The 15,537-nt window shown below is 46.6% G+C and carries 17 protein-coding genes; 3 read left to right on the top strand and 14 right to left on the bottom strand.

Translation table 11 applies throughout. From position 1 onward, the window contains the following. Both HRU21_03125 and HRU21_03120 read left to right on the top strand, forming a co-directional pair. Positions 1-654: sodium/glutamate symporter (locus HRU21_03125; GenBank protein ID NRA41282.1), on the top strand; the 654-nt coding region annotated here is incomplete at its 5' end. A 226-nt stretch (positions 655-880) separates the two neighbouring features. Beyond that, on the top strand, positions 881-2,137 hold the full coding sequence (locus HRU21_03120; protein ID NRA41281.1) for a hypothetical protein: 1,257 nt from the start codon (positions 881-883) through the stop codon (positions 2,135-2,137). A gap of 58 nt (positions 2,138-2,195) precedes the next feature. Here the strand turns inward: HRU21_03120 and HRU21_03115 are convergent, their stop codons facing one another. The 14 genes from HRU21_03115 to cysC form a co-directional block, all read right to left on the bottom strand. Then, positions 2,196-2,798: an NUDIX hydrolase gene (locus HRU21_03115; protein ID NRA41280.1), complete on the bottom strand. Its 603-nt coding sequence runs from the start codon at positions 2,796-2,798 to the stop codon at positions 2,196-2,198. Beyond that, entirely contained in the window at positions 2,795-3,673 is an 879-nt protein-coding gene (locus HRU21_03110; protein ID NRA41279.1) for an alpha/beta hydrolase, read from the bottom strand. The genes HRU21_03115 and HRU21_03110 overlap by 4 nt, the downstream gene beginning before the upstream one ends. Positions 3,674-3,687: 14 nt before the next feature. Then, complete coding sequence (locus HRU21_03105) at positions 3,688-4,884, bottom strand: NADH:flavin oxidoreductase (GenBank protein NRA41278.1); 1,197 nt, start codon at positions 4,882-4,884, stop codon at positions 3,688-3,690. Positions 4,885-4,967: 83 nt separating this feature from the next. Beyond that, positions 4,968-5,939: a DUF1722 domain-containing protein gene (locus HRU21_03100; protein NRA41277.1), complete on the bottom strand. Its 972-nt coding sequence runs from the start codon at positions 5,937-5,939 to the stop codon at positions 4,968-4,970. Positions 5,940-5,977: 38 nt separating this feature from the next. Then, positions 5,978-7,273, bottom strand: a complete 1,296-nt coding sequence (gene ccmI, locus HRU21_03095; GenBank protein NRA41276.1) for a c-type cytochrome biogenesis protein CcmI — start codon at positions 7,271-7,273, stop codon at positions 5,978-5,980. Positions 7,274-7,283: 10 nt separating this feature from the next. Next, a complete protein-coding gene (locus HRU21_03090) occupies positions 7,284-7,670 on the bottom strand; it encodes a hypothetical protein (GenBank protein ID NRA41275.1) in 387 nt (128 codons plus the stop codon). A 36-nt stretch (positions 7,671-7,706) separates the two neighbouring features. Next, positions 7,707-8,090, bottom strand: coding sequence for a hypothetical protein (locus HRU21_03085; GenBank protein NRA41274.1), 384 nt, complete (start codon positions 8,088-8,090; stop codon positions 7,707-7,709). Position 8,091: 1 nt separating this feature from the next. After that, positions 8,092-8,547, bottom strand: a complete 456-nt coding sequence (gene rimI, locus HRU21_03080; protein ID NRA41273.1) for a ribosomal protein S18-alanine N-acetyltransferase — start codon at positions 8,545-8,547, stop codon at positions 8,092-8,094. Then, positions 8,544-9,515, bottom strand: coding sequence for a hypothetical protein (locus HRU21_03075; protein ID NRA41272.1), 972 nt, complete (start codon positions 9,513-9,515; stop codon positions 8,544-8,546). Before HRU21_03075 ends, rimI begins: the two co-directional genes overlap by 4 nt. 12 nt (positions 9,516-9,527) lie before the next feature. Beyond that, on the bottom strand, positions 9,528-11,084 hold the full coding sequence (locus HRU21_03070) for a 2-isopropylmalate synthase (protein ID NRA41271.1): 1,557 nt from the start codon (positions 11,082-11,084) through the stop codon (positions 9,528-9,530). A gap of 383 nt (positions 11,085-11,467) precedes the next feature. Then, positions 11,468-12,376, bottom strand: coding sequence for an alpha/beta fold hydrolase (locus HRU21_03065; GenBank protein ID NRA41270.1), 909 nt, complete (start codon positions 12,374-12,376; stop codon positions 11,468-11,470). A gap of 78 nt (positions 12,377-12,454) precedes the next feature. Then, the gene (locus HRU21_03060) at positions 12,455-13,135 is read right to left on the bottom strand and encodes a 50S ribosomal protein L11 methyltransferase (GenBank protein NRA41269.1); all 681 of its coding nucleotides are present in this window, start codon (positions 13,133-13,135) and stop codon (positions 12,455-12,457) included. Positions 13,136-13,232: 97 nt separating this feature from the next. After that, positions 13,233-14,420 carry a sulfate adenylyltransferase gene (gene sat / locus HRU21_03055; GenBank protein ID NRA41268.1) on the bottom strand — a complete coding sequence of 396 codons (1,188 nt, stop codon included), beginning with the start codon at positions 14,418-14,420 and terminating at the stop codon, positions 13,233-13,235. Beyond that, positions 14,417-15,028 carry an adenylyl-sulfate kinase gene (gene cysC / locus HRU21_03050; GenBank protein ID NRA41267.1) on the bottom strand — a complete coding sequence of 204 codons (612 nt, stop codon included), beginning with the start codon at positions 15,026-15,028 and terminating at the stop codon, positions 14,417-14,419. Before cysC ends, sat begins: the two co-directional genes overlap by 4 nt. A 135-nt stretch (positions 15,029-15,163) precedes the next feature. Between cysC and HRU21_03045 the strand changes: the two genes are divergently transcribed. Continuing rightward, positions 15,164-15,537, top strand: a 374-nt coding sequence (locus HRU21_03045) for a DUF3336 domain-containing protein (protein ID NRA41266.1), incomplete at its 3' end; no start/stop codon positions are given.

The following is a 15,537-nucleotide window of genomic DNA, read 5'->3' as shown; positions in this document are numbered from 1 at the left end:
AAGCTACACAGCTATCATATTCGCTATAAGGTGGCGAGTGAAACACCCGAAGAGGCTGCTGATTTCACCCCGGTTGAATCGATATTAGGCACCTTGCTGTGCCTTAGCCTGTGTATTGCCTTTGGGCATTTTTTAAATCTTTATTTAGCCTCACTGGGTATCAATTTGCCTGAATTTTTAACCGCGTTGATGGTTGGCATTTTTTTTACCAATGCAGCCGATGTCGTGAAACGGCCCTTGAACAACCGTGCGATCAATTTGGCCGGTGAAGTTTGTCTGCACTTATTTTTGGTGATGAGCTTAATGTCGATTCAGTTTTGGACCCTCGTGAATACTGCGGGGATTTTATTGGTGGTGGTGGTACTGCAAATGCTCGCCATCTCACTGATCGCGATTTTTTTAGTGTTCCGTTTTGTCGGTCAGGATTATGATGCCGCAGTCATCAGCTCTGGCTTTATTGGCCTTGGCATGGGCGCCACCCCCGTGGCAATGGCCAATATGCAGGCGATCACTAGCCGCTACGGCCCCTCTCCCAAAGCGTTTATGATTGTGCCATTAGTGGGCGCGTTTTTTATTGACTTAAGCAATGCAGCGATCATCAAGTTATTTGGCTTATTGCCGCTGCTGCAGCAAGGTTTAAGCCTGCCGCCTTAGAAACTTTTTAAACGTTTACAGGCTGCTTTTTATGTTCTTATTCTGTTCTGATTACTAAGCGTTTCTTACTCAAGCGCTTGGCTGCGAAGCCCTTAATAAGAACTTAGACTGCATTCATACTGTTTTCAGCCACGCATCGACAGATAACACGATTGTTATAAATCTTCACAAGCAAATTCGCGCATTCCATCGTATAATTTTCAAAATTTGAATGAGTTTGCTGTACATGACTGCTGTTAACCGACCCGCACCGCTTTATAAAAATTTTCGCGCATTATTTTCCGAGGGCTTTAGCATCTGCTGGGGCTCTTCAGCGTTTATCACCGTGACCCATATTGCTGCCCTGATGGGTATAGTGTGGTTGAGCCTTGCGGCAAATTCGCAGCTAATCTGGGCAGCATTAGCTTGGGCGATCGCACATGCTTTGCTAGGCTCTATTGCAACCACGGTTTATAGCCATCGTATGATTGCCCATAATGCGGTGAAAGATATTCACCCAGCCGTTCACCTGTTTTTTTGCGGCTTTGCTCAGTGTTTTGCAGCCCAGGGCAGCGTTCGCAAATGGGCCGCCGAGCATGTCATTCATCACGGTGTTGATCGTCATGGTAAACATCAGCTCGACCCCTACTCAGCAACTTGGTTTCCTCAAACCTGGCGCAACTTTATTTGGTCGCATATGCTGACCTTTTATTTTAACCACCCGCGCTCAGAAGAATTTCGCAAGGCCTATGCGGTAAAAAACCACCCCATTTTAGTCTGGCAAAATCGCTACTATTTAGTTTTGTTGTTTGGCTGGAATATGCTTTTCCCGCTGATTTTAGGCGCTATGATAGCGGGCCTGCCTATGGCTTTGGCGCTGTTCTTCGGTGCTATGCTCGGCATGATTTTGTGTCAGCACAATACTTGGACAGTCAACAGTATTACGCATTTATGGGGCTTTACCCGCGGCCTTAAAAGCTCGGCGGTAAACAACTATTTTTGGCTTGGCCCCTTAGGTGAGGGTAATCACCACGGCGATCACCATGACTACCCGAGAGATTACCGCAACGGCTTTGGCTTGTCGGGCTGGCTACTCGACCCTACTCGCTATGTAATTTTAGCGTTGAAATCTTTGGGCTTAGTAAAAGGTTTACAACGCGCGAGCAAACAGCAAGAAGCAGAAATCATTGCTAAACGTAAGCTTGTCAATATGCAGCATCTTGGGCTTGCTGCCCAGCGAGCTGCCTCACTGTGCCCAGAAACCTCTGCACTGTTTGAGCAGCTGGAAGCCAAGGTTTTAGAATTAAAGCAAGAATGGATTGATGCCGCTACCCGCTTTGAACAATTGCGCCGCGAATCTAAATTGCTGCGCCATGCCAATGAAAGTCGTGAGGCAATTGCAGAAGAACTGCGCTTAGCAAAAGAACAAATGCGTAACCGCAAAGATGCCTTTATGTCGGCGGTGAAGAGCTTTACTTATCAATCAGGCATTTATGCGCATTAATGCCCATAAAGGCGCATTGATTTAAATAAGTATGTAGTGGCAAATCAAATATCTAGTTTTATTGTTGCTTTTGTAAATACCGCTGCTGTTTTTGTAAATACCGCTCCGCCTGCAGCAAGGCGGCAACCGATATACAGTCCGTAATTTTACCCGCATCAAGCCAGTCTATGGCCTCGGTAAATGGCAGCTTGTGTACGATGAGATCAGCCTCACTGGCTTCTAACATTTGCGCTGTTTGCGTCAGTTCTAGTGCTAAATAGGCACAGCCTTGCTCATCAGTGACTGAATTAGAGGTGTGATAGTTACCTAGTTTAAGCAAGCGCTTGGCGCGTAAACCGGTCTCTTCTTCTAATTCTCTGAGTGCTGCCTGCTCAGTGTCGTCATCACGCCCACATCCGCCCATCGGGATTTCCCAAGCATCCTCGGCCAAGGTATATCGGTATTGCTTAACAAGATAGGTATTACCTTGATCATCAATTGGCACAATGCCAACCGCTTGACCTTTAAAATGGACGCGGCCATAGATGCCTGGGGTACCACCAGGTGTTGTGACCTGCTCATGAAACACTTCAATCCAGGGGTTTTGGTAGACTTGTTCGCTGGTATTTTTACACCATGGCCCCAACTGCTGAGGGCATGCGGCTTTATGTTTACTGCTCATTCACTGACCGCCGTTTGTTCCAGCGATTGAATAAATAATAATAGCTGTTCGGTGAATATATCGTTTTTATCGCCCGCCACCATATGTTTAGCCTCTTCAACATCCACATATTCGGCATGTGGCACCAGCTTTAAAAATGTTTCAACCTGCTCTTTTTCAACAATATCAGACTGCTTGCCACGCACTAAAAAAACCGGGCAGCGCAGAGCAGCCGCGGCAGCTAGCATTCGCTCAGAACCACCCTGCCGACGATGTTGAATATCCATGATTTTAGGGTCCCAGTGCCAATACCAACGGCCTGAGCGCAGCCGTAAATTTTTCTCCAGCCCTGATACATCTTGCTGTCTTGGCCTGCCAGTGTATTCAGCGATCACATCGGCCGCATGCTCGAGGCTATCAAAGCCATCATTTAAGTGCGCATTCATAAACGCGAAAATAGCATCAGTGCCCTCTTTCTTGAGGGTTGGCGTAACATCAACTAAAACAATGGCACGATAACTGTTTGGCTGAATCTCACCCTCAACCACCATCGCCGTTAAGCCACCCAAAGAGGCGCCTACCAAGATGGGTTTCTCTGCAGCTGTTGATAAGGATTGCGCTAAATGCAATTGATCGCCAGCAAAGCGGTCAATATTATATTCACCATCGTCCGACCAGGTACTGTCACCATGACCGCGATGATCATAACTCAGTGCATAATAGCCCTGCTCAGCTAACAACTCTGCCGTTTTTTTCCACGCAAAACGGGTTTGACCACCACCGTGCGATAAAATAATCGGCGCAGCTGCGCTGTCGCCAAACGCGCTGCAACATAGACTCACACCGTTAGTTGTGGCTAGCTGATAAACACGCTCTTTGATCTGTCTACTACTCATATAAATGTACTTTTTTATACCGCAAAACGCGTACAGTGAATGCCTTTAGCATGCTCAATGGTGGCAATGCACTCATTACAGTGTAAGCAGCGGCTTTTATAGTTGCTATCGGCTTGCGCTTTTTTAACTAGGTCGCGGTCGGCAAGTAATGATCTGCCAAGCTGCATCAAGGGGAAGCCATTTGACAGCGTATCGGCGAAACTTTGATTGGTTGACGCACCACCAATATAAATAACATCACAGCTAACCGCCTGCTGAACGCGTTTTGCCTGCTCGGCAAAATACAATTCATGGTAAGGATAATGTTTAAACATCATGGCACCGGCGGTCTTTAAGATAAACTTCATAAGCCAATGCTTTTCCGCTTTAATCATCGGCGGCAATGCCGATTGGCCACGAAACATAATCATTGGATTCATCGTCGACGTGCCACCCGAGGTGATGATGCCGTCGATGCCTGCAGCATCTAACATTTTTGCTATTGCAACTGCATCATCATAATGTAAGCCACCTTTTACTCCCTCGGTGAGACTAATTTTGCCAATAATCGGAAAATCAGGTCCTACTGCTTTTCTGACTGCCGCAAGCACCTGCAATGGCAATCGCATGCGGTTTTCTAATGTGCCTCCATAAGCGTCTTTCCGCTTATTGGTGAGCGGACTCATAAACTGACAAAGACCATAGCCATGGCCGAAATGAATTTCCAGACAGTCAAAACCCACCGATTGCATAAAAACTGCTGCGTCATAATAGTTTTGAACTAAGGCATCGATATCCGACTGCTGCATTTTGCCGTTATAAAACATGCCGTAGGCAAAACCGAGCAAATTGATACCGCGGCTCGGCCCTAATGGAAAACGACGCTGTAGCTGTCGATTTTTGGTAAATGCACCGCAGTGACCCATTTGCCCAGACACTTTGGTGCCTGCGGCATGAAGCTCATCAATCAAGCTGCTCAGATCAGCACGAATACCCTCATGCATATACAGCATATTTTCATTGATGCGACCATCTTGCTCGACCGCACAATAACCCAGCGTAGTCATCGCCAGACCGCCCTTTGCAAGGCTTAAATGAAAATCTCGGTACGCTTGCGAAATACGGCCATTTGGCGTCATACCTTCGTAGGTACCGGCTTTTACAAAGCGATTTTTTAATCTAAGGCTATTCAGTTGATAGGGTGTGAAACAGTCTTGTAGTGATGCGTTCATAGGGCTGAGATATAAGGCTAGTTGTTATAATTTTCAGGCCGACCATCATAGTGTGAAGCCGATATGCACTCAAGTAGCAGTTACTAAATCCGATTCAGTAACATGAGCTCGCGTGGGTGCGGATATAAATAGCTTGATTGGCTGATATAGTCGTTGGGATATACGCGAAAGTAGTGACGCATTAAGGTTATTGGTACGATTAACGGCAACATACCCTGATGGTACTGCTGAATACTATCTTGCAGCTCTTGCTTGTCTGCTGAGCTAAGATAAGATTTTAAATAGCCTTGAATATGCTGCAATACATTAACATGGTTTTTGCGCGTTGCCTTGATCGTTAAAATAGCCATTAACTCATGCAAGTAATGTTGCTGGAAAGCACTGAAATCGGCCGCTTTAACCTTAGCTAATGCCTGACCCAGGGCTCGGGTGCGATGCTGATCATGACTGTACAAGGTGTATTTTAAGCTGGCGTGAAAGGCCATTAATTGGCTTAAAGTCATCCCTTCAGCGTCTAGGTCGCGCCAACGCTGATACACTAACACACGGCTGATAAAGTTTTCGCGAATCACCGCATCACCCAGCCGCCCTTCTTCTTCGATCGGCAGATAGGGTAATTGTTGCATCAGCGCTTTAGCAAAAATGCCAACGCCGTGATGGGTGGTGTGCGCACCGCCGTTAGGGCTAAGATGGTAGACTTTGACACGCTCCATACCACAGCTTGGTGAGCCTTTTTTCAGAATGTAGCCGGTAAGGTCCTTGCACCAGTCAAGCTGCTGTTCGGCAATATCGGTGAGCGCCTGAGTATAATTTTGTTCAGGATTTTTCGTCGCTTGGCATTCAATATCGCCCTCGACGTCTACCAAACGAATGGTTTCGCGAGGTACGCCAAGTCCGATCGCCATTTCCGGACAAAAGCTGCGAAAATCAAAGTAGTCGCCCAGAGTTTTGCAAATATAACTGTGCTGCTTATGTCCGCCGTCATAGCGCACTTGCTCGCCTAATAAACAGCTGCTAATGCCAATTAAGGGTCTATTCTCAGAGTCAACTTGCATAGTGAAGACCTTAGCTAGTCGCGATTAGTAGATGACAGTCACGGCAGTCTTAGCTGCTGATTGGGGTTTTGGCGCCAGTTAAACGCCTCTGATTGAGTGCTTGGGTCACCAGGCTGCTGCACTGGATTGCCACTGGGAGAAATACGCATGCTAACGGTAACTTGATCAAACTGTTGCAGCGTAAACTGCGGCATCATCGCGGCCTCCGCATCTAATACCACGGTCGCCGGCAGTTCAGACAATAAAAACCGTTTCGCTGCAAGCGGCATGGGCGGCCCATCAACGGCTCGGGCAAAAATAAATACAACCGTATCCGCTGCATATTGCTGTCTAAGCTGGTCCGAGATTTCAACTGTTACTCGCAAGCTTTCGCTGGCTTGCTCAAGCGTTTGTGCTGGCTGCTTTGCTGGTATCGGATGAGTCTCTGATGTTGCGTCAGTCAGCGGCTTTGCAGGCGGCTGCGCCATAAGCGAAGCCGACCCAGCAAGTTGCGCCTTTGCCTCATCAATGCCGCGCTGAATCATTTGCGCGCGCTGGCTGTTTGGCGCTAATAGCGGCAATAATTTCTGCCATGCATCCAGTGCTTGCGTGAAGTCCTGTTGCTCATAGGCAATGATTCCCTGCATGCCCAGCATGGTAGGCTGCAGCGGGTCAAGTTGCAGGGTTCGATCCATAGCGCTAGCAACATCTGCGGTTAACACGCGGTTAGCCGACAAATATAAGGCCTGGGCGTAAAAGGCTTGAGCTTGCGCATCGTCAGGCAGCAATTCGGCCACAACGGAGTAATGGCTTAAAGCTTGGTCAAATTGGCTATCCGCCATCGCCAGCTGTGCGAGAAATAGTCGGTAATCAATTGCATCAGGACGATCGAGTAAACGCTTTTGAACCCGCTCAACAATGTCACTGAGCTGTTGTTGATATTGCTCGGCTGACTCGACTTGCGCCAAGGCTTGCATTGATTGACTGATTTGCCAATCCGCATAGGCGCCAATGCGCCAATAGATCATCAGGGCTAGCAAGGGCAGCAACAAAGCTAATACAAACCAAGGCTTTTTGGGCATTTCGGCCTTGGTTGAGGCCGCTGACAAGAGCGAAACCTGCTCGATTAATTCACGCGCCTGCTCGGCATACAGTAAATCGAAATCGGCTTGGTCTATCAGCCCCTGCTCTAATTCGGTTTGATGTTTTAGCTGGCGCAGCTTAAACATCGCGACATATCGCTGTATGCGTTGTTGCTGAAGCTGATGCACATCAGGGGCATGGCGCTTTAAGGAAACCACCACAACCGCGGCAGACAGCAATAACAAAATGGCAACAGCAATATAAAACAACATACAACACTACTTAAGCTTGGTTCGCGATAATCTTGACCAACTGTCGATCCGCTAAAATCAGTAAGATAATTGGCAGCACAAAGGCAATGGTGAGAAATACTTCGATACCCAATAAGGGCTCACCCAAAAACAATACTTTAAACAAGAAGATGAGTACGGGACTCAGAATAGATAGCACCAAGACCAGTAAGATCAGGGTTTTTTGACTGGCCTCTTGACCACTTTTTTTCCATAAATACCATTTAATGCCAGCTACTAACAGCGCGGTTAGCACGGCAAATAGATATTGCGCCGTATTATAAAATAAGTAACTGACCTGCCCTATTAACAGCAGCAATGTTGCGCTGGCGACAATGCCGCGGGTTCGTTTTAACTGTTTTAACTCACTAGCTGTCATGCTGGTTCCTTGTCTTTATTTGAGGGTTTAATACCGCTAATCCGTATTCAGCAGCTGTAATGTCGAGAGTATTTCATCGACGACTGCATCATCCATCCCTTTATTATCCTCATCCATGCCATGAGAAATCAAGAGTACGCCATGCGCCAGTTCGCAAACCCACTCACGCCAAAACACGCCATCTTCATTGAGCTCATGATAAAATGCAGACTGCTCTGCCAGAACCGTTTTGATTGCATTAGCCGGTATCACATCAGCAAGAATGGCATCTTTTGATACACTGTCATCGGTTAGTATGGGCGTCAACTCCAGTGTACTGACCTCAGACTCATCGCTGATCACGATGGTTTCATCATCCTGCTCAGCAAACCACTCGGGCGGTAAATCTATGCACCAGTGATCGGTTTCTAATGTATCCATATTAATAGTCTTCTGTTAACGGTTTGCGCATTAATATAGCATCACAGGCACCGCCTTGGGCATTGTGATAGTAGTTTTTGCGCCGCCCTTCAGCTTTAAAACCCTGCTGGCAATAGAGTTTTATCGCTGAGTGATTATCTTCGGCGACTTCCAATAAAATAGCCTGCTGGTTTGACGCTTTCGCTTGCGCATATAACTGCTGCAACATTATTTTCGCCACGCCACGCTGTCGCATCGACGGTGCAACAACAATCGACAGTAGCTCACTTTCATCAAACAAGCTGTGCCAAATATAAAAACCGATAGCATCTACATCAGCTGCTGTTTTGGCCAGCCAAATTTGTTGGCGGCTTAGATACGGCGCTAGCTGCTGCTCTGACCAAGCGCGGTAGGCAAACTGTTGAAGCTTAATCAACTGGGTAAAATTTGACGCTTCAGCAAGTTCAAGCTGAATCAAAATTGCTGCCTAATTGCCTGCCACAGCCGTGCTTTTTGCTCTGGCTGGTCGAAATAACTGGCAACATCATTGACCAGCAGCATGGGCTTATTTAATAGCTCAAAAGCTTGATAAGCATCAGGGGATGCCAAATCAGACTCAGGCTTACATACAGCCTGAGCAGCAAAAACAATACCATAGTCAAAGGCTTGTTGTTCAGCTAAGGTTTGCAAAAAGCTGCTTAACGTTGCCTCAAGCATGGCATTAGCATTAACCGCAGCTGGCATTTTTGGGGTTGGCGGCCAATTAAAGCTTGATTCAATAAAGCGCGGTTTGAACGCCTTCGCTTTATGATTAGCATCAATCGCTGCGCGCCATGTATCGCAGGCATAAAATACATCAGATAAGAATCGGTAAAGCATGCGCTTACTGTTTTGATCAGCACCAAAAACGCTTAAGTCTAACACGAACAATAGATTATCGAACTGCCAGAACCAATACTGAAATGCCTCAACCGCGGCCTGTTTGCCAATAGGCTTTTGATCACCTGACGCATCACGGGCTAGATCATGCGCTAAATCACTGAGCGAATCATTCGCAGGTGCCGGCGCTGGTTGATGAGTTGAGGAATCGAGTTGTTCGCTCGGCGCGGCGTGCGCAAGCGTTGTCTCGTCATTCTCTGAGCTTGAAACGCTGGGCGGCGCTACCGCGTTTTGCTCAAGCAGCTGTGATAATGTTGCGCTGCGTTCTGATTCGCTGCGCTCTGCAGCCGCGTCAATACTAACGTTATTGTCAACGGGGCTGTGGTTTAGGTGATCAGTAGCAGCATCGGCATGAGATGGCTGAGCCATATCCGCTGCGTCACATTCTAACTCTGAATGCGACGCAGCTAAGCGCTGACTGGGTTTAGCACCCGCAAGTCTAAAGCGAGGCAGTAATGGTGATACGCCCATCGCTTTCAGTGCTTGCTGTCTCAGTGACTCATGCATAGTGACGCTGGGCTACACCCCTTCTTTTTGTGGGTGCGCCTTGGTGCCAGTAGCCAGAATATTCAAGGCATTGATATAGGCTTTCGCCGAGGCAATAATAATATCGGTATCTGCCCCCAAGCCATTCACTAAATGGCCATCTTTTTGCAGCCTGACGGTTACCTCGCCTTGTGCATCGGTGCCTGAGGTAATATTGTTGACTGAGTAAAGTTTTAACTCGGCAGCCGATTTTACTACTGATTCGATCGCCTGAAACGCTGCATCTACAGGGCCTGCACCCTCAGCCACCGCAGTATGCTCAGCACCGTCGATGGTTAAGGTAATGCTTGCATTAGGTTGCTCACCGGTTTTTGACTGCGAGCTTAAGCTCACAAACTGATATTGCTCAGATTCGCTGCTACCAGCATCCGTCAATAAGGCCTGTAAATCCTCGTCAAATACTTCATGCTTTTTATCCGCTAAATCTTTAAAACGTGCAAACAAAGTGGCAAGTTCATCGCTAGCTACTTGCTCATCATCAGCAAACTGATGACCTAAGGCTTCTAGGCGAGCTTTGAACGCTGCTCGTCCTGAGTGCTTACCCAAGACTAAGCGGTTTTCTCCCCAACCCACATCTTGTGCACGCATTATTTCGTAGGTTTCACGATGTTTAAGCACGCCGTCTTGGTGAATACCCGCTTCATGAGCAAAGGCGTTAGCACCGACAATGGCTTTGTTAGGCTGCACTGGAAAACCAGTAATATTAGAGACTAGGCGCGAAGTAGGCACAATATGCTCGGTTTGAATGGCCGTTTCAACCGGGAATAAATCGTGTCGGGTACGCACCGCCATGACCACTTCCTCTAACGAGCAGTTGCCTGCTCGCTCACCTAAACCATTGATTGTGCATTCGACTTGTCGCGCACCATTCATAACTGCTGATAAGGAATTAGCAACCGCCAAACCTAAGTCATTATGGCAGTGCACAGAAAATACCGCTTTATCGGCATTCGGAATGGTTTCGATCAAGGCACGCATAATTCGACCATACTCGCCCGGTTCGCCATAACCAACAGTATCAGGAATATTAATAGTGCTGGCGCCGGCATCAATGGCCTGCTCAATCACACGACACATAAAGTCAAACTCGGTACGGGACGCATCTTCGCAAGAAAACTCTACATCATCGGTAAACTGTCTGGCGTAACGCACCGCCTCAACCGCACGCTCTACCACCTGATCCGGCGTCATTTTAAGTTTGTACTTCATATGAATCGGTGAAGTTGCGATAAAAGTATGAATACGCGAGGCATTGGCCGGCTTCAAGGCTTCGCCCGCTCGCTCAATATCTTTTTTATTGGCACGAGAAAGTGAGCAAATACGGCTATCTTTAATCACTTTAGCGACGCTATTCACAGCATCAAAATCGCCGGGACTAGCCATAGCAAAGCCCGCTTCGATCACATCAACCCGCATTTTCTCTAGCATGGTAGCAATTCGGATTTTTTCATCTTTCGTCATGGATGCGCCAGGGCTCTGCTCACCATCGCGCAAGGTAGTATCAAAAATAATTAACTGGTCTTTTTTCATCGGTTTGATTCTCATCAGATCATGCTAAACCTCGGTTTACCGCAGTATTTTCTGATTAGCGCGGCTTCAGTAATCGCAGGCGCTAATACAAGAGGTTTAAAAACATATCGTTTTTTAAAATTCTATCAATTTTATCAGAAACGCAAGGGTTTACGAACAAAACGACAGTGTTAAGTAATAACAAAAGTTATCGATAAAGCTTTAGAAAGGTATAAATTAATGAGCCCAAACGGGCAGCAGCACAGAGCCCACGAGAATCGCTTGTGCAGAAGAAGAATTGACTGGAAGTAAGATAAAATCTTTCATAATTGAAACTTAACCTATTGTCAGACATTTGACAAGCAAGACCAGAGAAAGTTTAAACTTCCAGCCACATAAACCCTTTAATCGATGGCGCTCTGAATAAAACTTACCTCATGCGCCACGATATCTGGCAATAAATTACCATGATAGACCTCAAAGTGATCTCCATCATATGCATACAGTTCTACTTGCGGAATTTTTTCAGCGGTTTGCTCAACGGCCGTAAAGGGTGCACCTGCATCTTGCCTACCAGCCACCAACAAGGTGGGTACTGTGATTTTATCTGCCGTTGCAATAGGCCGATAGTCACCAGCCTTTAATAATGAACGCGCTGGAATCGCATTCTCCCAGGTAGATGAGCCACTGGCGATTTTAAAATAATGCGCTTTCCAACCAGGGTAATTCATAACCCCGTACTCCTCTGGCACTTCAACCACAGGTAATAAGACCGGTTTAGCGCCAAATAGCGAACCAATACTGTCTTTTATACCTGCGCCCATGCCTTTTAAGACACTGGTTTTGCTAACAACTTTAAACGCCTCGCGTGAACAGCAATGCGGTACCTGGGCCACGGCACAGGCTAAAGCCGAATCATTTGCAAACTCAGCAGCCATGGTCAAGCAGTGACCACCACCAAGTGAACTGCCCCAAAAAATTAATTTGCCGGGCGCTAGCCAGGCTTGCGCTTTCGCATGCGCAATAGCTGCACGCCAATCTGCCAACTGTGCCTGAGTGTCTAATACCTGCCTTGGCTGATTGTTTAGATTATCACTGCCACCAAAGCCGCGATAATCAAAATTTAATGTAGCAATGCCTGCGCTAGTTAGCGCCTTAATAATGGCACCGGTGCCAAACTGCCATTCAGTGGCAAAGCCGTTACCCATAACGACAATGGGCAATTTATCTTCTGCTGCAGCGGTATCGGGTTTATGAAAAAATCCACGTAGCGTTGAGCCGTTGACATTAAATTCGGTTGCTTGCTGTATCATGGCTTATATCCTAGATTAGTTTTCTTGTTGTGCAGTTAATCGTTTGTACTTATTTGAACTGCAGCTTATCGTTATTTTTTATTTGGCGAAAAACCTCACCGTTGAAAATTCATCAAAGCCGCCAAGGTCTGGAAAAGTGTGGCCCGGCTGCTGCATGAGCTCGAACAATGCAGGATGCTGAAAATCTTTTAGCCGTGAGTCGGCCAATAATATTGATTGTGCTGCAGGTATTAATGTATCAATCAGCGGTTTATTGTCTGCATCGTATAACACATCAGCTATTGTGCAAAGGTCAAGGTCTGCATTTGTATGACAATCAATAACTGACGCTACATCACCAACAACCTCTATGGTCGACTCGCAGCCATTAACTGAAGCATTCAAGGCAATCGCTAGCTGTGACAGTGGATCGATATCGCTGGCAAACACTTTTGCTGCACCAGCTAGAGCACAGGCAATAGCAACAACGCCTGAGCCTGAACCAACGTCCAATACAGTCTTACCCTTAACAAGCTGCGGATTATGAATAATCCAGCTGGCCATTGCATGGCCAGAAGCCCAGCAAAACATCCAATACAGCGGGTTTTGCATCACTTTTTGCTGCAAGTCAGCATCTATAGCCTGCAGAGGGTAATGCTCATCAATCAAGTACAGTTTGAGCCCATCGGTATTAGGCAACTCCACCAATTGCAAACTTGCATCATCGATAATATCTCGAAGCGCAGACTCTAAGCGCTGCAGTGCAGCGAGTGATGACATAAACTAATAAACCATAATGACAAGCAGACTCTAATTACAAAAAAGGTATAGCAATTGCTATACCTTTTCAGTCATGAGGTGCACATGCTGCAAGCCGTTAAGCTTCTAACTTGTAGTAATCCATTAATACCTGAGCTACCTCGGGGCGAGAAAATTCTGGCGGTGGCGCGATGCCGTTACCTAACATTTCACGTACTTTGGTACCTGACAATAAAACGAAATCTTCTTTTGCGTGATCAGGTGCATCTTTCATCATGACCACACGATCTAGCTTTTTAGAGTAAGCGGTGTGATCAGCTTTGTAAATTTCAATGGCTAAGCTACCCTCTGGTACACGCTGATCAAAAATCGTTTGCGCATCGAAAGCACCGTAGTAATCACCCACACCAGCGTGGTCACGACCAACAATAAAGTGTGTGCAGCCACAGTTTTGACGGAAGTAAGCATGCAGCACCGCCTCACGTGGCCCAGCATACAACATATCAAAGCCGTAACCGGTAATCATCACCGTGTTTTCTGGGAAGTAGTTATCCACCATGGTGCGTATACAAGTATCACGGACATCAGCTGGAATATCGCCCTTTTTCAATTTCCCCAGCAGCATGTGAATTAAGATACCATCGGTGCCAAGGTCATTCATGGCCATGCGGCATAACTCTTCATGGGCGCGGTGCATTGGGTTGCGGGTTTGAAACGCCACCACTTTATCCCAACCGCGGCTTTCTATCTCGGCACGAATCGACACCGCAGTGCGGAATGTATCAGGGAAATCGCCTGCAAAATAGGAAAAGTTCAGTACTTGGATCGGGCCTGCGACGATGAAATTGCCTTGCGATAAAAACGTCGCCACACCAGGGTGATCTTTATCCAAGGTGCCAAAGATTTCCTCGGCGATAGACGCTAGCTCTTGCTCTGAGGCCTCATCAATTGAAGTAATGCGCTGCACCGCAATCACCGGATTACCGTCAACATTAGGATCCAGTAAAGCAATTTCTTGACCAATCGATAAATCATCAGCATTGGGCAGCATATTGAGAACCGGCACAGGGAAAAACGTCCCGTCCGCAGTTTTTAAATCGCTGGCAACTGATTTAGCGTCTGCCAAAGTCATGAAACCCTGAAGCGGAGTAAAGTAGCCACCGCCCATCATCACGGCATTTGCAGCCGCGGCTGAGCTAACTAAAACTTGCTTAAGTCCTTGTGCTTTTTCAGTTACAGCGGCATTTTCTGCTGCATCTTCAATATATAGGGGTAATAATGTATCTGAACCAAGTGGCTTAATCATATAATGCCTTGCTCCTCAAGAGTGGTTAACATCACTTCAACTTCTTGCTCTAGGCTTTGTTTGTCAGAGTGAAGGTGTATTTCTGGCTTTAGCGGAGCCTCGTAAGGATCATCAATGCCAGTGAAATTTTTAATTTCGCCCGCGCGTGCTTTTTTATATAAACCCTTAGGGTCACGCGCCTCAGCAGCTTCCAAAGAGCAATCAACAAACACCTCGATAAAGGGAATACCGCCCTCATCATGCAGCTTTCGAACATTGTCGCGATCTTCAACATAGGGGCTGATAAAACTGTTAAGTACAATCACCCCCGAATCAGCCATCAACTTCGATACTTCGCCAACGCGACGAATATTTTCGGTGCGATCTTCAGCGCTAAAGCCCAGATTTTTATTAATACCTAAACGAACATTATCGCCATCTAAACGATACGCCAGCTTACCTTTGGCAAATAATGCTTGTTCCAGTGCTACCGCAACGGTTGACTTACCTGAACCAGAGAGGCCAGTAAACCAAAGTGTCGCGCCTTTTTGCTTTAACAAGCTTGCCCGATCATCGCGGGTAACCTCACCGTCGTGCCAAAATACATTCGTGGCTTTTTGCTCTGCCATATTTTCGGTCCCATTGAAGATAAAAAAGGCGCGTATTTTCGCATTAATTAATGTTTAAGACAATGCGATAGAGGATACAATGCCGCAGCGAAAAACGGTATAATTGCAATATTATAAGATTTAACTGGATAAACTATGTCAGCGAGAAAGCTCAAACAATTACAGCGTGATTTAGATCATGCTAATAGCTATGAAGACTGGCGCGAATTGGCACTCGAATTTGACCAAGTATCAGGTTTAGAGGAATGGAAACAGCGTCAGGCGTCTGAAATTTATGATCATCATCTTATCCGCTCACGCCTAAACAAATTAAAAGAGCTGCGCAAGCACGAAGAAGACGTTGAGTTGTTTTACACGCTCAACGAAGGTATTCACGGCAATTTAGGCGGCATGGGTAAATCTAGCCTGTATAACCACAGTAAATTTGGCACTAAAAAGTTAATTGTCGAGTATATCGACGAAGTTGTCGCCGCCCTTATCCACATTACGAAAATTCCGGAAACTAAAAT

The sequence above is a fragment of the Pseudomonadales bacterium genome (assembly GCA_013215025.1).
Classification (GTDB): Bacteria; Pseudomonadota; Gammaproteobacteria; order Pseudomonadales; family DT-91; genus DT-91.
This window is presented reverse-complemented; position numbering and strand designations above follow the sequence as displayed.